This window comes from Streptomyces sp. NPDC101151 (genome assembly GCF_044768335.1).
GTDB lineage: Bacteria > Actinomycetota > Actinomycetes > Streptomycetales > Streptomycetaceae > Streptomyces.
In genome coordinates, this window is the sequence record NZ_JBIWPP010000005.1 from 130,358 (window position 1) to 150,805 (window position 20,448).

Below are 20,448 nucleotides of genomic sequence, written 5' to 3' on the forward strand. Positions count from 1 at the left end.
CGATGCTCGCACGCGCGCGTGGTGACTCGTCCGGGGTGCCTCAGGCCGACGCCGGGGCGGACGGCGTCGGTGGCCTTCAAGTCCCGTTGCCGGTCGTGGTCCCGTCCGTGGTGCCCGCGTCCGTGCCGCCTTCGGTGGTGCCCGCGTCCGTGCCACCGTCCGTGGTGCCCGCGTCGGTGCCGCCGTCCGCCGGGTCCGTCGGCTGCGACGGGGTGGTCTGCGGATCCGTCGGCTCGCCCGAGGTCTGCGGATCCGTCGGGTCGGAGCTGGCCGTGTCGGACGGGGTGGTGGACGGCGAGTACGAGGGCGTTCCCCAGTCCGAGCCGGTGTCCGTGCCCGAGCCGTCGTCCGTGGTCTGGTCCGTGGGCTCGTCCGTGGGCTCGTCCGACGGCGACTCGCTGGGCGTCTCGTCCTTGGTGGTCTGCGAGTGGGACGGCTGCGGGTCGTTGCCCGTGCCGCCTCCGTTGCCCGTGTTGTGCAGCGCGAGCGCGACACCGGCCACGATCGCGATCACCGCGAGGACCGCGAGGATCCACAGCTTGCCGCGGCCGCTGCCCTTGTTGCCGTGTCCTTCGAAGCCGCCGTCGTCGCCCCCGCCGTACCCGGCGGGCAGGATCGGCTGCGGGATCTGCGCGGTGCCGGCGCCGAATTCACCGGGGTGCTGCATCGCGGTCGTGCCCGCGAAGCCGCTCGCCGGGGTGTGCCGGCCGTCGTGCATCGCCACCGGGCCGGTGTTCCAGGTTCCGGTGTGGCCGCCCTGGTCGTACAGCATCTGCAGGCCGTACTGGACCATGCCGCGCATTTCCTCGGCAGTCTGGAACCGGTCGTCGGGTTCCTTGGCGAGCGAGCGCATGGCCATGCCGTCCAGCTCCGGCGGGCAGGCGTCGGAGAACTCGGAGGGCGGGGTCGGGATATCCTGGACGTGCTGGTAGACCACCGACAGCGGCGTCTCGCCGGTGAACGGGGGCCGCAGCGCGAGGAGTTCGTACAGCAGGCAGCCGGTCGCGTACAGGTCGGAGCGGTGGTCCACGGCCTTGCCGAGCGCCTGCTCCGGGGAGAGGTACTGCGGGGTGCCCATGACCATGCCGGTCTGCGTCATCGTCGTCGACGCGCCGTGCAGGGCGCGGGCGATGCCGAAGTCCATCACCTTCACGGCGCCGTTGTGGGTGATGATGACGTTGGCCGGCTTGATGTCGCGGTGCACGATGCCGTGCTGGTGCGAGTAGGCGAGCGCCTCCAGCACCCCGGAGACGATGATCAGGGCCTGCTCGGGGCCCGGCGCCTCGGCGTTCATCAGCAGGTCACGGATGGTGCGGCCCTCGACCAGCTCCATCACGATGTACGGCACCGACTGGCCGCCCACGTAGTCCTCGCCGGAGTCGTACACAGCGACGATCGCGTGGTGGTTGAGCCCGGCCACGGACTGGGCCTCGCGCGTGAAGCGGGCCTTGGAGACCGGGTCCTCGGCCAGGTCGGCGCGGAGCAGCTTGACCGCGACGGTACGGCCCAGACGGACGTCCTCGGCCGCGAACACCTCGGCCATGCCGCCACGGCCGAGCCGGTGGGTGAGCCGGTACCGGCCGTCGCCGACGAGCCCTCCGTTGCCCCACATCTCCGGCGTCTCTGACATGCCGCCGCCAGTCGCCTCGGGGTCGGACGGGCCCTGGGCGCTGTGCGTCTGTGCCATCGGTCCTCGCCGTCGTTTCTGCCCGCGGTGCGCGGTGTTGTTACGGTCTCCGTCGGCCACGCTACAGCCTTCGTGGGGGCCGCCGGTCCGGATCCGGCACCGGGACCGGCCCCAGACTGACCGGCCATGAAACCCCTAGCACGCGCTCTCGTGCAAATTCTGTGTACTGGTGGTACGGCCGCTGTAACGCTTCCGCGACGCTTCATTCGCGTACGGTCACGGAACGGGCACCGAGCTTGACGTGTCGGTGCCCTGGGGCAGACTTGGCCGGGAATGACACATTCGATCAAGGCATGTTCGCCAGATGACGGCGCCGGACGGCCAGTGGGGGACGCGGAAAGATGAGCCAGGACGGCGCACAGGGCCGGTACACGGGGCGGGCGGTGGCCGGAGGCCGCTATCAGCTGCGTGACCTGCTCGGTGAAGGCGGTATGGCCTCGGTGCACCTGGCGTACGACGCCGTGCTGGACCGACAGGTCGCCATCAAGACACTGCACACCGAGCTGGGCCGGGAGCAGGCCTTCCGTGAGCGGTTCCGCCGCGAGGCCCAGGCCGTGGCGAAGCTCACGCACACCAACATCGTCTCGGTCTTCGACACCGGCGAGGACGACCTCGACGGCCTGACGACTCCGTACATCGTCATGGAGTACATCGAGGGCCGCCCGCTGGGCTCGGTGCTCGACGAGGACATCCGGCAGCAGGGCGCGATGCCCGCCGACAAGGCGCTGAAGATCACCGCGGATGTGCTGGCGGCGCTGGAGATCAGCCACGAGATGGGGCTGGTCCACCGCGACATCAAACCGGGCAACGTGATGATGACCAAGCGCGGCGTGGTCAAGGTCATGGACTTCGGCATCGCCCGCGCCATGCAGTCCGGCGTCACCTCGATGACGCAGACCGGCATGGTCGTCGGCACCCCGCAGTACCTCTCCCCCGAGCAGGCCCTCGGCCGCGGCGTGGACGCACGCTCCGACCTGTACTCGGTCGGCATCATGCTCTTCCAGCTGGTCACCGGACGGCTGCCGTTCGAGGCGGACTCCCCGCTGGCGATCGCGTACGCGCACGTGCAGGAGGAGCCGGTCGCTCCCTCCTCGGTCAACCGCGCCCTCCCGCCCGCGGTGGACGCGCTGGTCGCCCGCGCGCTGAAGAAGAACCCGAACGAGCGCTTCCCGACCGCCGAGTCCATGCGCGACGAGTGCCTGCGCGTCGCCGCCTCCTTCCAGGCGGCCCCGCCGAGCATCGTGCCGGGCGCCGCGCCGATGCAGAGCGGCTCCGGCGTCGGTTCCGCGGTGTTCCCGCCGGTCGACCAGGCGACCCCGGCGCCCGCCGGCCCGGTCCAGACGCCGTACCAGCCGACTCCGCCGCCGAACCCGTACGGCACCCCGGCGCCCACCCCGGCCCCGGCGTACGGCTACCCGCAGCAGGGCGGCTACCAGACCTCGCCGGCCGCGTACGGGCAGCAGGCCCCCTCCACCCCGCCGCCGTACAACCTCACACCCCAGACCGCGGTCCAGTCCGCCGGCGGGGGCGGCGGCAGGAGCAACAAGCCGGTGATCATCGGCTCGATCGCGGTGTCCCTCGTCGCGGTGGCCGGCCTGGTCGTCGCACTGGCGCTGCACAACGGCGGCGGGGACGACAAGGGGGGCGGCGGCGCCAGCCCCTCCGCGTCGGCCCATGCGGCGGGCTACCGCGGCCCGGACACGTCGAAGGCGGTCGAGAAGACCGACTGCACGGAGCCGCAGGAGTCGTACAACGACCCGAACAAGATCGAGATCCCCGACTTCCGGTTCAAGTACATCAAGTCGGTCAAGGAGTGCGCGGCGGCCGCGGGCTGGCGCATCACGACCAAGGACGTCGACGAGAACACGTACGGCGACGGCGCGGTGATCGACCAGTTCCCCAAGCAGGGCACGGATGTCGACCCGAAGAACGTCGAGATCCAGCTCAACGTGTCGACGGGCAACCCGTAGCAGCGACCGGCCGCACCACGGCCGGCACAGGACACAGAAAAACGGCCCGGCGGACGACCGCCGGGCCCGTTCTTCTGACAGTGCGGGCCGCTGGAACCGCGTGCCCGCCGCGTCGGGTTACAGGTACGGTCCGCCCGAACGGCCGCCCGTGCGCGGGTCGTCCACGCCCTCATGACCCATGCCCGGCGGAAGCGCGCGACGCATCTGCTCCAGCTGGGCCCGCGCGGCCATCTGCTGCGCGAACAGCGTCGTCTGGATCCCGTGGAACAGGCCCTCCAGCCAGCCCACCAACTGGGCCTGTGCGATACGCAGTTCCGCGTCGCTCGGGGTTCCCTCGTCCGTGAACGGCAGGGAGAGCCGCTCCAGCTCCTCGACCAGCTCCGGCGCCAGCCCGTCCTCCAGCTCCTTCACGGAGCTGCGGTGGATCTCCTTGAGCCGGGCCCGGCTCGCCTCGTCCAGGGGAGCCACACGCACCTCCTCCAGGAGCTGCTTGATCATGCTGCCGATCCGCATCACCTTGGCCGGCTGCTCGACCTGGTCCGTCACCGGAATCTCGCGGGAGTCCTCGTCTGCGCCACCGCCGCCAATCGCCATGCCGTCCTGGCCCACGACCAGGATCTGGGGATTCTCCGGTGACCGTTCGTTCCTCGGCATCTCCATGCCGCCATTCTCTCGCACGCCTACACCTCATCACCGTGGTGCCCCCTCTTGGGGCTGATCCACCGTTTAGACCTGTCGGCCCAATCCGGAATGCCCGGCCTGCCATGAAATGTGAGGCTGGCTTTCGTCGAAATTCGACGACTGGGCTCCGGGAGGTCACCAACGTGACTCCATGGCTGCGACTGACGCTCCGCCTCGTTCGGCTGCTGCTCGTCCTCGCGGCGGCCGTGCCGGTGTGCGGCACGGCCACCGCGTACGGCGCGGAGGCGGCACCGCCGGACTCCCCCATGCCGTCGGCCCGGCCCACGGCATCCCCGTCGCCTGCCGCACGGGCCACCGTGTCTCCCGCCGCACGGGTCTCCGCCTCCCCCGCGGAGCCGTCCCGGGCCGGGAGCCGCGCCGGTGAGGGCCGGATGCGGCCGGGCCGCCCGGACGGGCCGCCCGCCGAGGAGGAGGGCGACGACACCCCCACGGTCACCGGGGTCCCCGGCACCGGCGATCCGGAGGACGGCTATCCGGAGGAGCCGGAGACCGCGGACAGCCCGGCCGGGGCGCGGTCGGCCTCCGCCTCGCCCGCGGAGGCCGGACTGGACCCCGCCCGGCCCCCACAGCAGCCCCCGCCCCGGAACGCCGTCCACCAGGGCGGGGCCCCGACCGAACCGACCCTGCAGATCCTGCCCCTGGGCACCGGTCTGGTGCTCATCGGCCTCGGTCTGGGCCTGGCGTTCGTGGGCCTGCGGGTACGGCGCGGCTGATCAGCCGGCCACGGGCGGGACCAGCAGAACCTTCCCGATGTGTCCGCTCGCCTCGACCACCCGGTGGGCCTCGGCCGCCTCCGCCATCGGCAGCTCGCGGTCGACGATCGGGCGGACGTGCCCCGCGGCGAGCAGCGGCCACACGTGCTCGCGTACGGCGGCCACGATGGCCGCCTTCTCGCTCAGCGGCCGGGCCCGCAGCGAGGTGGCGCTGATGGCGGCCCGCTTGTTCAGCAGGGCGGCGATGTTCAGCTCGCCCTTGGCGCCCCCCTGCAGCCCGATGATCGCGAGGCGTCCGTTGACGGCGAGGGCCTGGATGTTGCGGTCCAGGTACTTCGCGCCCATGTTGTCGAGGATGACATCGGCGCCGGCACCGTCCGTGGCCTGCTTGATCTCGGCGACGAAGTCCTGTTCGCGGTAGTTGATCAGCAGGTCCGCGCCCAGCTCGGCGCACCGGTCCAGCTTTTCCTTCGTCCCTGCGGTCACCGCGACCCGGGCGCCGACGGCCTTGGCCAGCTGGATCGCCATCGTGCCGATGCCGCTGGAGCCGCCGTGCGCCAGCAGGGTCTCGCCGGGGTGCAGATGGGCGACCATGAAGACGTTGGACCAGACCGTGCAGACCACCTCGGGCAGCGCGGCCGCCTGCTTCAGGTCGACGCCGTCGGGCACGGGCAGCAGCTGTCCGGCCGGAACGGCGACCTTCTCCGCGTAGCCGCCGCCCGCGAGCAGGGCGCACACCTCGTCGCCGACGGCCCAGCCGGAGACCCCGGGGCCGAGCTCGGCGATCCTGCCGGAGCACTCCAGGCCGGGGTAGGGGGAGGCGCCGGGCGGCGGCTGGTAGAAGCCCTGGCGCTGCAGGATGTCGGCACGGTTGACGGCACTGGCCACCACCTCGACCAGCACCTCGCCCTCGCCGGGCACCGGGTCGGGAACCTCGTCCCACACCAGCGCCTCGGGTCCGCCGGGTTCGGGAATCGTGATCGCATGCATGAGCGCGACGCTACTCCTCGCGGGTGCCGACCCCGGGGCAGGCCCGCTCGGTCGCGGGGCGGGCCCGGCTCAGTCGTGGGGCAGCGGCCGGGTGTGCGGGGTGACCTGGGCGCCAGGGGTCGCGCGGACGATGGTGATCAGGCGGTCGGTCAGCTGGAGGGTGCCGATAGACGGGTCGTCGTAGCCGAGCACCCGGTGTCCGCGTACGACGCTCACCACGAGGTCGTCGGTTTCGCGCGGGGACCTGCCCGCCTCGGCCCGGACCACCGGGCGCTCGACGATGTCCAGGCCGCTGCCCTGCTGGATCAGGTCCTCCATGACCATGCCGGCCGCGGGGCTGAGCACGGACAGGCCGAGGAGCCGGCCGGCCGCGCCGGAGCTGGTGATGACGGCGTCGGCGCCGGACTGTCTGAGGAGCGGGGCGTTCTCCTCCTCGCGCACGGCGGCCACGATCTTCGCGCTCCGGTTGAGCTGCCGGGCCGTCAGGGTGACGAGGACCGCGGTGTCGTCGCGCTGCGGGGCGACGATGATCTGCCGGGCCTTGTGCACTTCTGCGCGGTTGAGCACCTCGCTGCGGGTCGCGTCGCCCATGACGCCCGCATAGCCCTCGGCGGTCGCCGCGTCGATCACCTTGGAGCTGGGGTCGACCACGACCACCTGCTCCTTCCTCAGTCCCGTCGCGCAGACGGTCTGGACGGCCGACCGTCCCTTCGTGCCGAAGCCGATGACGACGGTGTGGTCGCGCAAGGTGGACCTCCAGCGGTTCAGGCGCCATTCGTCCCGGGTGCGTTCGGTGAGGACCTCCAGTGTGGTGCCGACCAGGATGATCAGGAACAGCACGCGCAGCGGGGTGATGACGAAGATGTTGGTGAGCCGGGCGCCGTCGCTGACCGGGGTGATGTCGCCGTATCCGGTGGTGGAGAGGGTGACGGTCGCGTAGTAGAACGCGTCGAGGAGGTCGATGGACCCGTCGGAGTTGTCGCTGTATCCCTCGCGGTCGGCATAGACGATCAGTGCGGTGGCGACCAGCACCGCAAGGGCCATGAGCAGCCGTTTGACGACCTGGCGGATCGGGCGCTCCACCACTTTCCTCGGGAGTTTCACCCGATGGGTCACCAGATGCTCGTCCGCTTGGCGGGCGATGGCGTCATGGCCCGGAAGTTTCACGTGAAACACACCCCGATTCCGGCCGCCGCCCACGGCAGGTCCAGCAGCTCCGTCTCCTCTCCCTGTCCGGCCCCGCCCGGTGCCACGACGGCCAGCGCGTCGGCGGCGGCGATCCCGCGCAGCATGGCCGGGCCGTTGTAGTGCAGCGGTACGGCGTGGTCACCGCGCAGCACCACAGGGATCAGCCGGGTGTCGTACGGGTGCCCCTGCACCTCTTCCTTGAGCGGCAGCGTGTACGGCTCGGGGGCGGAGCGGGCGGCGAGAGTGCGCAGCAGGGGATCGGCGAGCGTGAGGAGGCCGGAGACGGCCGCGAGGGGGTTGCCGGGCAGGCCGACGAGGTGCTGGTGCTCCTTGGTGCGGGCCAGCAGCATGGGGTGGCCGGGACGCACCTTGACGCCGTCGACGAGGAGTTCGGCGCCGATGCGTTCCAGGGTGGGGTGGACGTGGTCGACGGGTCCGGCGGCGGTGCCGCCGGTGGTGACGATGAGGTCGGCGTCGGAGGCGGTGAGCGCCTTGCGCAGGGCCCTGGCGTCGTCACCCAGTCGGCGTACGACGGTGACCTCGGCGCCCATCGCCCGCAGCCAGGACGGCAGCATCGGGCCGAGCGCGTCCCGGATCAGCCCGTCGTGCGGGAGTCCTTCGGTGAGCAGCTCGTCGCCCAGGACGAGGACTTCGGCGCGGGGTCGGGGCACGGCGGTGAGGGTGTCGTATCCGGCGGCCGCGGCGAGGCCCAGGACGGCGGGGGTGACGAGGGTGCCGACGGGGAGCAGCTGGTCGCCGCTGCGGCACTCCTGGCCGCGCGGGCGGATGTCCTGGCCGTGGCCGGCCTCGCGGGTGGCGTGCAGCCGTCCCTGGGTGTCGGTGCGGCCGTGTTCGGTGCGCAGGACGGCGGTGGTGTCGGCCGGGATGCGGGCGCCGGTCGCGATGCGGACGGCCTCGCCGTCGGTCAGCGGCTCGGGCTGCGCGTGCCCGGCGAGCAGACCCCCGTCGCGGACCCCCCAGGGGCCGGGTCCGGCGACCGCCCAGCCGTCCATCGCGGAGGTGTCGAAGGAGGGAAGGTCGGTGAGCGCGTCGAGGGGGGCGGCGAGGACCAGGCCGAGGGCGTCGGCGAGGGAGACGGAGACGGGGGTGCGGCGGCTGCCCGAGCGGGCGGCGCGGGCGGCGATCTCGCGGGCCCGGGGCCAGGGGGTGGCCTTGTGCCGCTCGTGCCCGTGGCCGCTCTGCGCGGCGGAGGCGGGCCCGGATCCGGAGCTGTCGTCCTTGGGCTGCCTCACCAGGGCCAGGGCCTCCTCGACGTCCAGGTCGTCACTGTCCTCGGCGGGCGCCGAGGCCGGGATGCCGGGGGCGGTCATCCGGCGTCCGGGGCGGAGGTGCCCCCGCCGTTCTCTTCCTCCCAGCGCAGGGCCAGCGCGGCGGCCTTGCGGGCGGCATCGGCGACGGCTTCCGGGCCGCCCTTGCCCTGGGCGGCGGCATAGCCGACGAGGAAGGTGGTCAGGGGCGCGGCCGGGCGGGCCACGCCGTGGGCGGCGTCGCGGGCCAGGTCGAGCAGGACGCCGGTGTCGACGTCGAGATCGATGCCCAGCTCGTCCTTGACTGCGGAGATCCATTCATCCAACACGTGCCCATGCTCCCTGATGCGTGCCCTGGCGTCGGCGATGTCGTCCCAGGTGTCGCAGTCGAAGGACGCGAGCGGGTCCGGGATGCGGGTGAGATCGAGGGCGCCGGTCAGCCGGCGCAGGGGCAGGCCGGTCAGACCGTCGTGCCCGGTCGCGAGGGCGGCCAGTTCGCGGCGCAGCGCCGCGGTGCGGTAGGCGGCCACGAGCGGCTGGTCGCGGCCGTCGGCGTCGGTGAGCAGCGCGCCGTCGGTGTCCGTGTCCCGCAGGGCGGTCAACAGGCGCTCCAGCGTGGCCGCTTCGAGGAAGGGCAGGTCGGCGGAGAGGACGACCGTGTGGTCGGCGGTGGCGAGCCGCAGGCCGGCCTCCAGTGCGGCGACGGGCCCGCCGCCGGGTGGTTCCTCGTGCGCCCAGCGCACCGGGCGGACGGTGGGCCGGGGATCGGCGACGACGACGGTCGTGGCAGCGCCGGAGCAGGCGGCGAGCACCCGGTCGAGCAGTGCGCGTCCGCCGACCCGCAGTCCGGGCTTGTCGGCCCCGCCGAGCCGCCGGGCGGCGCCGCCGGCCAGTACGAGGGCGTCGTACGGGGCGGTGGTCCCGGGGGCGGCGGGAGCGGTGTCGGTCACCCTCCGAGTATGCGTGCCGCACTGATCGCAGGGAACCGACGGGCCGGGAGGCGATCGGCGGGGAGCGCCGGTGACGGCGTTCCCCGCCTCCGCCTCTCGGGTCACAGGGTGCGCAGCAGCACCGCCGGCTGTTCCACGCAGTCGGCCACGTACCGCAGGAAGCCGCCTGCCGTGCCGCCGTCGCACACCCGGTGGTCGAAGGTGAACGAGAGCTGCACGACCTGGCGCACGGCCAGCTCGCCCTCGTGCACCCAGGGCTTGGGGACGATGCGGCCGACGCCGAGCATGGCCGCCTCGGGGTGGTTGATGATCGGGGTGGAGCCGTCGACGCCGAACACCCCGTAGTTGTTCAACGTGAAGGTCCCGCCGGTGAGTTCCGCGGGTGTCAGGGTCCCGGTCCGGGCGGCCTCGGTGAGCCGGGCGAACTCCGCGGTCAGCGCCTCGGCGTCGCGTGCGTGGGCGTCCCGGACGACCGGCACGACCAGTCCGCGCGCGGTCTGCGCCGCGAAACCGAGGTGCACGTGGTCGAGTTGGACGACCTCGCGGGCGTCGGTGTCGACGTAGGAGTTCAGCTCGGGGAAGCGGGCGAGGGCGACGGTGCAGATGCGGGCGAGCAGCGCGAGGAGGGAGATCTTCGCTCCTCCTGCCGCGTTCATCGCCGTCCGCGCGCGCATGAGTTCCGTCGCGTCGGCGTCGACCCAGCAGGTCGCGTCGGGGATCTCGCGCCGGCTGCGGGAGAGCTTGTCGGCGACGGCGCCGCGGACGCCCTTGAGCGGGGTACGGATGCCGTTGCGGACGGGGGAGATGCGGACGGCCGGCTCCGCTGCCACGGGGGCGGGGACGGGGACGGTCCTGGCGCGCAGGGCGCCCTCGACGTCGGCCCGCAGGATCAGTCCGTCGGGGCCCGAGCCGGTCAGCAGCCGCAGGTCGAGGCCGTTGTCCCGGGCGATGCGGCGCACCAGCGGGGAGATCACGGCGACGGGTCCCGCGGCGGGTACGGGCTCGGGAGCGGGCGGTGCCGGAGCGGGCTCCTGCGCCGTCCCGTTGGCGGTCGCCGTGCGCACCCTGCGGCGCCGCGCCGGCGCTTCGGAGGTGCCGTAGCCGACCAGGACGTTGCCCGATCCCTCCGTGTCGCCGGCCGTGGCCAGGGGGGCCTGGGGGCCCACCGCCACGGTCAGCAGCGGGGCGCCCACGGGCAGTTCCGTGCCCTCTTCGCCGAAGCGGGCGGTGACCACGCCGCCGTAGGGGCAGGGGACCTCGACCATCGCCTTGGCCGTCTCGACCTCCACGACCGGCTGGTCGATGGCGACGACGTCGCCGACCTGGACCAGCCAGCGGACGATCTCCGCCTCGGTGAGGCCTTCGCCGAGGTCGGGCAGTTTGAACTCCAGCACCTGTGCCATCAGCCCTCGGCCTCCCACTGCAGGCGCGCCACGGCGTCCAGGATGCGGTCGACGCCGGGCAGGTGGTGCCGCTCCAGCATCGGCGGCGGGTAGGGGATGTCGAAGCCGGCCACGCGGAGCACCGGTGCCTCCAGGTGGTGGAAGCAGCGCTCGGTGATGCGGGCCGCGATCTCGCCGCCCGGGCCGCCGAATCCGGTCGACTCGTGCACGACGACCGCCCGGCCGGTGCGCCGGACGGCCGCGCAGACCGTCTCGTCGTCGAACGGCACCAGGGAGCGCAGGTCGAGCACTTCCAGGTCCCAGCCCTCCGCCCGGGCGGCCTCGGCGGCCTCCAGGCAGACCGGCAGGGACGGGCCGTAGGTGATGAGCGTGGCGCTGGTGCCGGGGCGGCGGACCACCGCCCGTCCGATGGGCTCGACGTCCGTGGGGTGCTCGGGGTTCCAGGTGTCCTTCGACCAGTACAGCCGCTTGGGCTCCAGGAAGACGACGGGGTCGTCGGAGGCGATGGCCCGGCGGAGCAGACCGTAGGCGTCGGCGACGGTCGCGGGCGTGACGACGTGGAGGCCCGGGGTGGCCATGTAGTAGGCCTCGGAGGAGTCGCTGTGGTGCTCGACGCCGCCGATGCCGCCGCCGTAGGGGACACGGACGGTGATCGGCAGGGGCATCCGGCCGCGCGTGCGGTTGCGCATCCGGGAGACATGGCTGATCAGCTGCTCGAACGCCGGGTAGGCGAAGGCGTCGAACTGCATCTCCACGACCGGGCGCAGCCCGTACATGGCCATGCCGACGGCGGCGCCGAGGATGCCCGCCTCCGCGAGCGGGGTGTCGGTGCAGCGGTCCTCGCCGAACTCCTTGGCGAGCCCGTCGGTGACCCGGAAGACACCTCCGAGGGTGCCGACGTCCTCGCCCATGACGTGCACGTTCGGGTCGGCGGCCATCGCGTCGCGCATCGCGCGCGTGAGGGCCTGCGCCATGGTGGCGGGCTTGACGGCGACGGTGGTCATCGAAGGTCGCCTTCCTGGTCGTCCTGTTCCGCCTCCAGCTCGGCACGCAGCAGGGCGCGCTGCTCGCGCAGTTGCGCGGTGGCCTCCGCGTAGACGTGGTCGAAGAGGTCCATGGGATTGAGCTCGGGGTCCCTGTTCATACGTTCGCGCAGGTCGGCTGCCATCTCCTCGGCGTCCTGCCGGGCGGCCTCGATGCCGGCGTCGTCGAGCAGGCCGCGCGCGGTCAGCTCCTGTTCCAGCAGCCGGATCGGGTCGTGCGCGCGCCAGGCCTCGACCTCGGCGTCGCCGCGGTAGCGGGTGGCGTCGTCGGCGTTGGTGTGGGCCTCGATGCGGTACGTCACCGCCTCCACCAGGGTCGGGCCGCCGCCCGCGCGGGCGTGCCGTACGGCGTCGCTGAGGACCTCGTGCACGGCGGCCGCGTCGTTGCCGTCGACCAGCCGGCCAGGCATGCCGTAGCCGACGGCCTTGTGGGCCAGGGAGGGCGCGGCGGTCTGCTTGGCGAGCGGGACGGAGATGGCGAAGCCGTTGTTCTGCACCAGGAAGACCACCGGTGCCTGCCAGACGGCGGCGAAGTTCAGGGCCTCGTGGAAGTCGCCCTCGCTGGTGCCGCCGTCGCCGACCATGGCGAGCGCGACCACGTCGTCGCCCTTGAGGCGGGCGGCGTGGGCGAGGCCGACGGCGTGCGGGAGCTGGGTGGCCAGCGGGGTGCTGAGGGGTGCCACGCGGTGGGCATGGGGGTCGTAGCCGGTGTGCCAGTCGCCGCGCAGCAGGGTGAGCGCCTCGACCGGGTCGACGCCCCGGGCGACGACGGCGAGGGTGTCGCGGTAGCTGGGGAAGAGCCAGTCGCGCTCCTCCAGGGCCAGAGCGGCGGCGACCTCGCAGGCCTCCTGCCCGGTGCTGGAGGGGTAGACGGCGAGGCGGCCCTGCTTGGTCAGCGCGGTGGCCTGCGTGTTGTAGCGGCGGCCGCGCACCAGCTGGGCGTGGAGCCGGCGCAGCAGGTCCGGATCGGCCTTGGCGGCCGCCTCGGTGCCGAGGACGCGGTAGGGCTCGGCGTCGGGCAGCAGCGGCGCGGGGTCCATACGGGGCTGCCAGGCGGGCGGCGGCGAAGGCCGATACGCGCCCCGCTGCTCCATGACCGTCATGACGGCACCTCCTCGTGGGAGCGGCTAAGGGAGACGTGTCGGCTGTGACCCGCCTCACCTACCGATTGTTCGGTCGTCGGCACATTTTGGCTACAGCCCCCGTCAGGCTGTGGACAAACGGTTCTCCACAACCTGGAATGAATGCAGGACGTCCACGGCAGTGAAGCGGGGGGACATGGCAGCTGAACAAATGGCCGACGGACCGCACGACAGCGCCGCGCAGCCGCCACGTCCGCTCGACGCCATAGACCAGGACATCCTGAAGATCCTGCAGGCGGACGGCCGAGCCTCGATACGCTCCGTCGCCGAGCGCGTACACGTCTCGCGCGCCAATGCCTACGCGCGCATCAACCGTCTGGTCGAGGACGGGGTGATCAGGGGTTTCAGTGCCCGCGTCGACCACGAGCGGGCAGGGCACAGCACCTCGGCGTACGTCACCCTGAAGATCGTCCAGAACACCTGGCGCACGGTCCGCGAGCAGCTCAGACAGCTGCCCGGTGCCTCCCACATCGCGCTGGTGGGCGGTGATTTCGACGTCCTGCTCCTGGTGCACACGCCCGACAACAGGGCGCTGCGCGAGCTGGTGCTCACCCGGCTCCAGGCGATCCCCGAGGTGCTCAGCACCCGCACCCTGCTGGTGTTCGAGGAGGAGGACCTGGAGCCGGAGGCCTGAGTCAGGCACCGCCGCCCGCCCGAGCCGGTCTCAGCTCCGGCGCAGGCCCGAGAAAACCAGGCGGACCACCGCGTCGGCCACCTCGCGGCCGCTGGCGCCGCGCGTGTCGGGCCGGTACCACTCCACGATCGAGTTGATCATCCCGAAGACCAGCCGGGTCGCCAGCCGCACCTCCACGTCGCCGCATATGTCCCCGTCGGCGGCCGCGGCCTTGAGCAGCTCGGCGACCTGGTGGTCGAAGTCGCGGCGGCGCTCCAGCGCCCAGCGCTCGGTCTCGGTGTTGCCGCGCACGCGCAGCAGCAGCGTCACGTACGGCAGCTCGGACATGAGGACCTCGACCATGCGCCGTACGACGTGCTCCAGACGGTCCGCGGCGCGCCCCACGCGCGCGTGCTCCTCGCCGAGGATCCCGAACAGTCCGTCCAGCGCCCGGCTGACGGCCCGGCGCAGCAGCTCTTCCTTGCCGCTGACGTGGTGGTAGATGGACGACTTGGAGATGCCGGCCGCCTTGGAGAGATGCTCCATGGAGGTGCCGTCGTAGCCGCGCTCGTTGAACACCTGGACGGCCACGGAGAGCAGCGTCTCGGGGGTGTACGTGTCGCGCTTGGCGGTGGTCATGGGGTGGCCTCCCGCTTGTCGGTGGCGTACGCGTGCCGGTAGAGCGCGAGGGAGGCCGCGTAGCGTCCGGAGGGGTCCCGCTCGTGCATCTCGTCCAGGAGACCGCAGGCGAAGTCCCTGCCGAGCCTGCGGTTCCACTCGAAGGGGCCGAGCGGGTAGCTGACCCCGAGACGCATGGCGGTGTCGATGTCCTCCTCGGTGGCCACGCCCTTGGCCACGGCGTCGTAGGCGAGGTCGACGACCCGGGCGACCGTGCGGGCGACGATCATGCCGGGGGCGTCGCCGATGACGCTGACGTCCTTGCCGAGCGCCTGGAAGAGGCCGGTGGCCTCGGCGAGGGTCTGCGGCAGGGTGTCCTGGCAGGCGGAAAGGGCGATGCGGGTGGCCTTGCGGTAGTCGAGTGCGAGGTCGAAGTAGACGACGTCGCGGTACTCCACGGACGTCTGGCCGTCGGCGAGGACCAGCTGGCCGCCGCTCGGCAGCACCAGCCGGGTGCCGTTGTCCTCGTCCTCCTCGCGGACCTCGATGCCCGCCTCGCGGACCAGCGCGAGAACGTCGGCCGCCGGGCCCAGGGTGCCCTCGGCGACGACGTACGCGGGCGGCTGCCGCCTATCGGCGGTGTGCGGCTCGGAGCGCTCGGCGTCCTCGGCGTAGTCGAACCAGCCGTGCCCGCTCTTTCGGCCGAGCCGCCCGGACTCGACCAGCCGGCGCTGGGCCAGCGAGGGCGTGAAGCGCACGTCCTGGAAGAAGGACTGCCACACCGAGTGGGTGACGGACTCGTTGACGTCCTGCCCGATCAGGTCGGTCAGTTCGAACGCGCCCATCCGGAAGCCGCCGCACTCGCGCAGGACCGCGTCGATGGTGGCCGGGTCGGCGGCCTGGGCCTCGTAGACCGCGAAGGCCTCGGCGTAGAAGGGCCGGGCGATCCGGTTGACGATGAAGCCGGGGGTGTCCGCGCAGGCCACCGGGGTCTTGCCCCAGGCGCGCGCGGTCTCGTACGCGCGCGTGGCCGACGTGACGTCGGTGGCGAAGCCGGAGACGACCTCGACCAGAGGCAGCAGCGGGGCCGGGTTGAAGAAGTGCAGGCCCAGGAAGCGGCCGGGGTTGCCGAGGGCGCCGCCGATGGCCGTCACCGACAGGGACGAGGTGTTGGTGGCGAGCAGACAGTCGTCGGCGACGATCTCCTCCAGCTCGCGGAAGAGCTGCTGTTTGACGTCCAGCCGCTCCAGCACGGCCTCGACGACCAGTGCGCAGTCGGCCAGCTCGGCGAGGCCGCCCGCGGGCATGAGCCGGGCGCGCGCGGCGTCTCGTTCGGCGGCGGTGAGGCGGTCCTTGGCCACGAGCCGGTCGAGGCGGGCGCCGATCGCTTCGGCCGCCTCCTGGGCGCGCCCGGCAACGGCATCGTAGAGCCGCACGGGGTGGCCGGCGGCCAACGCGACCTGGGCGATGCCCTGGCCCATGGTGCCGGTGCCGACGACGGCCACGGGGCTGCTGAGGTCGAGTGCTGTCATGTGCGCGATCCTCCCGCACGACGTTTTCCACACATGCGCCGGACCCCCTTGTCCCGACCGATCGTTCGGTTACTCTAGCTCTGACCGTCTGTTTCCGCCTCTGTTTCCGCCCAGGTCATGAACTCGACGAAGAGTTCTCCAGACGAGGAGTTGGTCCCGCATGGCCGCCGAACTGACCACGCACGAGCTGATCGCGAAGCACCGGCCCACGCTCGACCAGGCGCTGGAAGCGATCCGCACGCGCGCCTACTGGTCCCCGCATCCCGAGCACCCGAAGGCCTACGGCGAGCACGGCAGCCTGGACGCGGCGGCGGGCAAGGCCGCCTTCGACGCGCTCCTCGGCTCCCGCCTCGACCTCGGCCAGCCCGGCACCGACGACTGGGTCGGCGGCGAGGTCTCGCCGTACGGCATCGAGCTGGGCGTCACCTACCCGCACGCGGACGTCGACGTGCTGCTGCCCGCGATGAAGGCCGGACAGCGCGCCTGGCGGGACGCGGGCGCGGAGACCCGTGCGGTGGTCTGTCTGGAGATCCTGAAGCGGATCAGCGACCGGACGCACGAGTTCGCGCACGCGGTCATGCACACCAGCGGGCAGGCTTTCATGATGGCGTTCCAGGCGGGCGGCCCGCACGCCCAGGACCGCGGTCTGGAGGCGGTGGCGTACGCGTACGTGGAGCAGGTCCGCACACCCGAGACGGCCGAGTGGACCAAGCCGCAGGGCAAGCGCGACCCGCTGGCGCTGACCAAGCAGTTCACGCCGGTCCCGCGCGGCATCGGCCTGGTCATCGGCTGCAACACCTTCCCGACCTGGAACGGCTACCCGGGCCTGTTCGCCTCCCTGGCCACCGGTAACGCGGTCCTGGTCAAGCCCCACCCGCGCGCGGTGCTGCCGCTCGCCCTGACCGTGCAGGTCGCCCGGCAGGTGCTCGCCGAGGCGGGCTTCGACCCGAATCTGGTGACACTGGCCGCCGAGCGCCCCGGCGAGGGCATCGCCAAGACGCTCGCCACCCGCCCCGAGATCCGGGTCATCGACTACACCGGCTCGACGTCCTTCGGCGACTGGCTGGAGGCCAACGCCCGCCAGGCGCAGGTCTACACGGAGAAGGCCGGCGTCAACACGGTCATCGTGGAGTCGACGGACAACTACAAGGGGATGCTGTCCAACCTGGCCTTCTCGCTGTCCCTGTACAGCGGCCAGATGTGCACCACCCCGCAGAACCTGCTCGTTCCGCGCGAGGGCATCCGCACCGACGAGGGCCCCAAGACGTTCGACGAGGTGACCGCGGACCTCGCTCGCGCGGTCGACGGCCTGCTCGGCGACGACGCCCGCGCGAACGCGCTGCTGGGTGCGATCGTCAACCCGGACGTCAAGGCGCGCCTGGAAGCGGCGGCCGGCCTCGGTGAAGTCGCCCTGGCCTCGCGCGAGATCAGCAACCCGGAGTTCCCGGGCGCGGTCGTGCGCACCCCCGTGATCGTCAAGCTGGACGGCGCCAAGCCGGACGACGAGGCCGCCTACATGAGCGAGTGCTTCGGCCCCGTGTCCTTCGCCGTCGCGGTCGACTCGGCGACCGACGCGGTGGAGCTGCTGCGCCGCACGGTCCGTGAGAAGGGCGCCATGACGGTCGGCGCGTACACCACCGACACGGAGGTCGGGCAGGCCATCGAGGAGGTCTGCCTGGAGGAGGCCGCCCAGCTGTCCCTCAACCTGATCGGCGGGGTGTATGTGAACCAGACCGCCGCCTTCTCCGACTTCCACGGCTCGGGCGGCAACCCGGCGGCGAACGCCGCGCTGACCGACGGCGCGTTCGTGGCCAGCCGCTTCCGGGTGGTCGAGGTCCGCCGGGAGGCCTAGGGAGCCGTGGGTGCGCCCCCGGCGGCACTCCAGTGGTACAGCGTCATGGCCACGCTGGTGGCCAGGTTGTAGCTGGAGACCTGGGGGCGCATCGGCAGCGCCAGCAGATGGTCGGTACGCGCGCGCAGCTGCGCCGACAGGCCGCTGCGCTCCGAGCCGAAGGCCAGCACGGCGTCGTCCGGCAGCTTGACGCCCCGGATGTCGTCGCCCTCCGGGTCCAGGGCGAACAGCGGCCCGGCCGGCAGCTCCTCGACGCCGAGCCGTTCCACGGCGGTCGCGAAGTGCAGTCCCGCTCCGCCGCGCACCACGGTGGGGTGCCAGGGGTCGAGGGTGCCCGTGGTGACCACTCCGGTCGCCCCGAAGCCGGCGGCCAGCCGGATCACCGCTCCCGCGTTGCCGAGGTTGCGCGGCTGGTCGAGGACCACGACGGGCGCGGTACGGGGCGCATGGGCGAGCGCCCGCAGATTGGCCTCGCGGGACGGCCGTACGGCCAGGGCCGCCACGCCCGTCGGGTGCGGGCGGGGCACCAGCGAGGCGTACGTCTCCTCGGGCACCTCCGCCAGGAGCGCGTCCAGCCTGTCCCTGACGTCCCCGGCCAGCTCCTCTGCGAGGGCGAGCGCCGCCCGCCGGTCGGTGGTGACCGCCACCGGGATCTCCGCGCCGAAGCGCAGCGCGTGCTTGAGGGCGTGAAAGCCGTCGAGCAGCACGGCGGCACCGGCGCTCTCGCGCCAGCGGATCACGGGGTCGGTCATGCGGTGAACCCTACGCGGCCCTGCGCGCTCTCCTCGGGGGAGCGCGGCGGGGGCAGCGTACGGTCCTCGGCGCCGCGCCGTACCAGGCGTCCTCGCGCCCGTGCCGCCCAGCCACCGAGCAGCAGCAGGAAGGACGTCGGCAGGAAGACCGCGTCCGCGGTGATCATCGCCAGCGAGAAGAACGGCAGGCCGAGGACGACCGCGATCACGGCGTGCTCGGTCATCATCAGCACCAGCAGGACATTCTTGACCCGGCGGTTGAACAGCGTGAACGGGAAGGCAACCTGCACCATGACCGTCCCGTAGGTCACGATCATCATGATCGTTCCGCTGGAGGACATCAGGTCGGCCAGGGCGGGCCACGGCGAGAAGTAGTCCAGGTGGAGCGGGTAGTAGACGGCGGTGCCGTCCTGCCAGCGCGAGCCCTGGATCTTGTACCAGCCGGCCGTGGCGTAGATCAGGCAGGCCTCGGCCATGATCACGAACAGGGCGCCGTTGTGCAGGACGTTGGCGATCACGTCCAGCAGGATCCGCGGCTCCTGCGACCTCGCCCGGCGCTGCACCACCCCCCACAGACCGAGCACCACCCACACCGTCCACAGCAGCGCGGGCACCAGCCAGCCGTTGTCGAACCGGCCCGCCAGCGTCACACCACCGAGCACGAGGCCGAGCACCGCCCACAGCAGCGGTCCCACCCGGTCGGGGCGAACCCGATCCCCACGCGCGCGTGCCGCCTCGGCGCGGGCCGCCCGCCGCGCGTCGAGCGACCACACCCGGCCGCAGCGCGTGAAGACCAGGTAGAAGGACATCAGGTGCAGGACGTTGTCGCCGCCGTCGCCCACGAAGACACTGCGGTTCTGCAGCGACAGCACACCCACCATGAACAGCACGGAGGCGGTCCGGGTGCGCCAGCCCAGCAGCAGCGCCGCGCTGGAGAGGATCGCCAGCAGGTAGAAGGCCTCGAACCAGGCCTGCCCGTCCGACCACATCAGGGCCGTGAAGGCGTGATTGTCGGAGGTCAGCTGCTGAGCGAGGTCCCAGCTCCAGGGGCCGTCGGGACCGTACAGCTCCTGACGGTGGGGGAACTCGCGCAGCAGGAACAGCAGCCAGGTCGCGGCGAAGCCGATGCGGATCACGGCGCTCTGGTACGGGCCGAGCGCCGACTCGGTGACGCGGGCGATACCGCGCGACAGGGTCAGGGAGAGCCGGTTCACCGCGCACCTCCCGCGGCCTCTTCGTCGCCCACCGTCCACCAGGGCAGCAGACGGAAGACGGGCTTGTCGGAGATCTTCTCGCGGCTCCACTTCGGCGGCTGCACATTGGTGGTGCTGGAACGGACCTGCACCCGCTGGATGACACCCTCCCGGCTGATCGCGTCGTCCCGGTTCAGGCGCATCACCACGATCCGCCGCACGTACTGCTCGGACAACGCGCCCCGCATACCCACGGGCCGGTTGTCGGCGCCGTGCGTGGCGACGAAGAAGTCCCAGCCGCGGCGCACCTCGTTCTGCTCGGTGTGGCTGGGCAGCAGGCTGCCGTCGATGGCCGCGCCGTCCTGGGCGGAGAGATCGTTCCAGGCGGTGGTGCGCACGTTGCCGTCCTTCATCCGCACCTCGGCGCGCGCCTGGACGGCGATGTTCTGCTGCAGCGGGTTCGGGGCGAACAGCTTCCAGTTCTGCTCGAACTCCGGATACACCCACTCCTCTATCGCCTTGCCGTGCTGCTTGGTCACCGTGTTCGCCGGCGCCAGGCTCAGGAACACCATGCCCAGATGCACACAGGCGGCGACGGCGACCACCGCGAGCGCCACCGCGGCACCCACCTGGTAGCGGGGGGAGAGGGCGGCCACGCCGGTGCGGCGCGGCACGGGCGGCGGGGACCCGGTCGACGGGGAGCCGTCGGGATCACCGGAGGCCGGCCGGACAGGAGCCTCCTGGTGCTCGGGGTCCTCCGGGCGACGCGCCCCGGTCGACCCGTCGGGCCCGCGCAGGGCCTGCGAGTCCTCGTCGTACGCGTCCATTTCCG

General features: G+C 72.4%; 18 protein-coding genes. 4 read left to right on the plus strand and 14 right to left on the minus strand.

The genetic code is table 11. The annotated features are described in order from the left end of the window. Positions 1-76: 76 nt before the first annotated feature. Entirely contained in the window at positions 77-1,687 is a 1,611-nt protein-coding gene (locus ACIRU3_RS11440; protein WP_404054768.1) for a protein kinase, read from the minus strand. Between the two features lie 341 nt (positions 1,688-2,028). On the opposite strand from ACIRU3_RS11440, the gene ACIRU3_RS11445 reads away from it, so the two are divergent. Further along, positions 2,029-3,657, plus strand: coding sequence for a protein kinase (locus ACIRU3_RS11445; protein ID WP_404054771.1), 1,629 nt, complete (start codon positions 2,029-2,031; stop codon positions 3,655-3,657). 117 nt (positions 3,658-3,774) lie between these two features. On the opposite strand, the gene ACIRU3_RS11450 is transcribed toward ACIRU3_RS11445, so the two are convergent. Next, positions 3,775-4,317, minus strand: coding sequence for a bacterial proteasome activator family protein (locus ACIRU3_RS11450; protein ID WP_404054774.1), 543 nt, complete (start codon positions 4,315-4,317; stop codon positions 3,775-3,777). Between the two features lie 164 nt (positions 4,318-4,481). On the opposite strand from ACIRU3_RS11450, the gene ACIRU3_RS11455 reads away from it, so the two are divergent. Further along, positions 4,482-5,072, plus strand: coding sequence for a hypothetical protein (locus ACIRU3_RS11455; protein ID WP_404054776.1), 591 nt, complete (start codon positions 4,482-4,484; stop codon positions 5,070-5,072). On the opposite strand, the gene ACIRU3_RS11460 is transcribed toward ACIRU3_RS11455, so the two are convergent. From ACIRU3_RS11460 to pdhA, 7 genes are all read right to left on the minus strand, one after another. Further along, positions 5,073-6,062: an NAD(P)H-quinone oxidoreductase gene (locus ACIRU3_RS11460; protein WP_404054779.1), complete on the minus strand. Its 990-nt coding sequence runs from the start codon at positions 6,060-6,062 to the stop codon at positions 5,073-5,075. A 69-nt stretch (positions 6,063-6,131) separates the two neighbouring features. Then, the gene (locus ACIRU3_RS11465; RefSeq protein WP_404054782.1) at positions 6,132-7,229 is read right to left on the minus strand and encodes a potassium channel family protein; all 1,098 of its coding nucleotides are present in this window, start codon (positions 7,227-7,229) and stop codon (positions 6,132-6,134) included. Next, on the minus strand, positions 7,226-8,581 hold the full coding sequence (locus ACIRU3_RS11470; RefSeq protein WP_404054785.1) for a molybdopterin molybdotransferase MoeA: 1,356 nt from the start codon (positions 8,579-8,581) through the stop codon (positions 7,226-7,228). Before ACIRU3_RS11470 ends, ACIRU3_RS11465 begins: the two co-directional genes overlap by 4 nt. Next, on the minus strand, positions 8,578-9,468 hold the full coding sequence (locus ACIRU3_RS11475) for an NTP transferase domain-containing protein (protein ID WP_404054788.1): 891 nt from the start codon (positions 9,466-9,468) through the stop codon (positions 8,578-8,580). The genes ACIRU3_RS11470 and ACIRU3_RS11475 overlap by 4 nt, the downstream gene beginning before the upstream one ends. Positions 9,469-9,569: 101 nt before the next feature. Then, a complete protein-coding gene (locus ACIRU3_RS11480) occupies positions 9,570-10,871 on the minus strand; it encodes a dihydrolipoamide acetyltransferase family protein (RefSeq protein ID WP_404054791.1) in 1,302 nt (433 codons plus the stop codon). After that, positions 10,871-11,875: an alpha-ketoacid dehydrogenase subunit beta gene (locus ACIRU3_RS11485; RefSeq protein ID WP_404054793.1), complete on the minus strand. Its 1,005-nt coding sequence runs from the start codon at positions 11,873-11,875 to the stop codon at positions 10,871-10,873. The genes ACIRU3_RS11480 and ACIRU3_RS11485 overlap by 1 nt, the downstream gene beginning before the upstream one ends. Then, positions 11,872-13,017, minus strand: coding sequence for a pyruvate dehydrogenase (acetyl-transferring) E1 component subunit alpha (gene pdhA / locus ACIRU3_RS11490; RefSeq protein WP_404054796.1), 1,146 nt, complete (start codon positions 13,015-13,017; stop codon positions 11,872-11,874). Before pdhA ends, ACIRU3_RS11485 begins: the two co-directional genes overlap by 4 nt. 190 nt (positions 13,018-13,207) lie before the next feature. On the opposite strand from pdhA, the gene ACIRU3_RS11495 reads away from it, so the two are divergent. Beyond that, positions 13,208-13,690 (plus strand): Lrp/AsnC family transcriptional regulator, encoded by a 483-nt coding sequence (locus ACIRU3_RS11495; RefSeq protein WP_404055489.1) that lies wholly within the window; start codon positions 13,208-13,210, stop codon positions 13,688-13,690. A 30-nt stretch (positions 13,691-13,720) separates the two neighbouring features. Here the strand turns inward: ACIRU3_RS11495 and ACIRU3_RS11500 are convergent, their stop codons facing one another. Together ACIRU3_RS11500 and ACIRU3_RS11505 are read right to left on the minus strand one after the other, a co-directional pair. Next, positions 13,721-14,308 carry a TetR/AcrR family transcriptional regulator gene (locus ACIRU3_RS11500; protein WP_404054799.1) on the minus strand — a complete coding sequence of 196 codons (588 nt, stop codon included), beginning with the start codon at positions 14,306-14,308 and terminating at the stop codon, positions 13,721-13,723. After that, positions 14,305-15,819 carry a 3-hydroxyacyl-CoA dehydrogenase gene (locus ACIRU3_RS11505; protein ID WP_404054801.1) on the minus strand — a complete coding sequence of 505 codons (1,515 nt, stop codon included), beginning with the start codon at positions 15,817-15,819 and terminating at the stop codon, positions 14,305-14,307. Before ACIRU3_RS11505 ends, ACIRU3_RS11500 begins: the two co-directional genes overlap by 4 nt. A gap of 160 nt (positions 15,820-15,979) precedes the next feature. Between ACIRU3_RS11505 and paaN the strand changes: the two genes are divergently transcribed. Continuing rightward, positions 15,980-17,671 carry a phenylacetic acid degradation protein PaaN gene (gene paaN, locus ACIRU3_RS11510; RefSeq protein ID WP_404054803.1) on the plus strand — a complete coding sequence of 564 codons (1,692 nt, stop codon included), beginning with the start codon at positions 15,980-15,982 and terminating at the stop codon, positions 17,669-17,671. Here paaN and ACIRU3_RS11515 read toward each other — a convergent pair. The 3 genes from ACIRU3_RS11515 to ACIRU3_RS11525 are packed head-to-tail and all read right to left on the minus strand — an operon-like array spanning position 17,668 to position 20,443. After that, the gene (locus ACIRU3_RS11515) at positions 17,668-18,423 is read right to left on the minus strand and encodes a TrmH family RNA methyltransferase (protein ID WP_404054806.1); all 756 of its coding nucleotides are present in this window, start codon (positions 18,421-18,423) and stop codon (positions 17,668-17,670) included. The genes paaN and ACIRU3_RS11515 overlap by 4 nt on opposite strands. After that, entirely contained in the window at positions 18,420-19,637 is a 1,218-nt protein-coding gene (locus tag ACIRU3_RS11520) for an HTTM domain-containing protein (protein WP_404054808.1), read from the minus strand. The genes ACIRU3_RS11515 and ACIRU3_RS11520 overlap by 4 nt, the downstream gene beginning before the upstream one ends. Continuing rightward, entirely contained in the window at positions 19,634-20,443 is an 810-nt protein-coding gene (locus ACIRU3_RS11525) for a DUF5819 family protein (RefSeq protein ID WP_404054810.1), read from the minus strand. Before ACIRU3_RS11525 ends, ACIRU3_RS11520 begins: the two co-directional genes overlap by 4 nt. Between the last annotated feature and the right edge of the window lie 5 nt (positions 20,444-20,448).

Coding starts and splice junctions, on each gene's coding strand:
- ACIRU3_RS11515 (WP_404054806.1), bottom strand. CDS start 18,423: ATGACCGACCCCGTGATCCGCTGGCGCGAGAGCGCCGGTGCCGCCGTG.
- ACIRU3_RS11525 (WP_404054810.1), bottom strand. CDS start 20,443: ATGGACGCGTACGACGAGGACTCGCAGGCCCTGCGCGGGCCCGACGGG.
- pdhA (WP_404054796.1), bottom strand. CDS start 13,017: ATGACGGTCATGGAGCAGCGGGGCGCGTATCGGCCTTCGCCGCCGCCC.
- ACIRU3_RS11460 (WP_404054779.1), bottom strand. CDS start 6,062: ATGCATGCGATCACGATTCCCGAACCCGGCGGACCCGAGGCGCTGGTG.
- ACIRU3_RS11505 (WP_404054801.1), bottom strand. CDS start 15,819: ATGACAGCACTCGACCTCAGCAGCCCCGTGGCCGTCGTCGGCACCGGC.
- ACIRU3_RS11480 (WP_404054791.1), bottom strand. CDS start 10,871: ATGGCACAGGTGCTGGAGTTCAAACTGCCCGACCTCGGCGAAGGCCTC.
- ACIRU3_RS11485 (WP_404054793.1), bottom strand. CDS start 11,875: ATGACCACCGTCGCCGTCAAGCCCGCCACCATGGCGCAGGCCCTCACG.
- paaN (WP_404054803.1), top strand. CDS start 15,980: ATGGCCGCCGAACTGACCACGCACGAGCTGATCGCGAAGCACCGGCCC.
- ACIRU3_RS11470 (WP_404054785.1), bottom strand. CDS start 8,581: ATGACCGCCCCCGGCATCCCGGCCTCGGCGCCCGCCGAGGACAGTGAC.
- ACIRU3_RS11445 (WP_404054771.1), top strand. CDS start 2,029: ATGAGCCAGGACGGCGCACAGGGCCGGTACACGGGGCGGGCGGTGGCC.
- ACIRU3_RS11440 (WP_404054768.1), bottom strand. CDS start 1,687: ATGGCACAGACGCACAGCGCCCAGGGCCCGTCCGACCCCGAGGCGACT.
- ACIRU3_RS11495 (WP_404055489.1), top strand. CDS start 13,208: ATGGCCGACGGACCGCACGACAGCGCCGCGCAGCCGCCACGTCCGCTC.
- ACIRU3_RS11450 (WP_404054774.1), bottom strand. CDS start 4,317: ATGGAGATGCCGAGGAACGAACGGTCACCGGAGAATCCCCAGATCCTG.
- ACIRU3_RS11500 (WP_404054799.1), bottom strand. CDS start 14,308: ATGACCACCGCCAAGCGCGACACGTACACCCCCGAGACGCTGCTCTCC.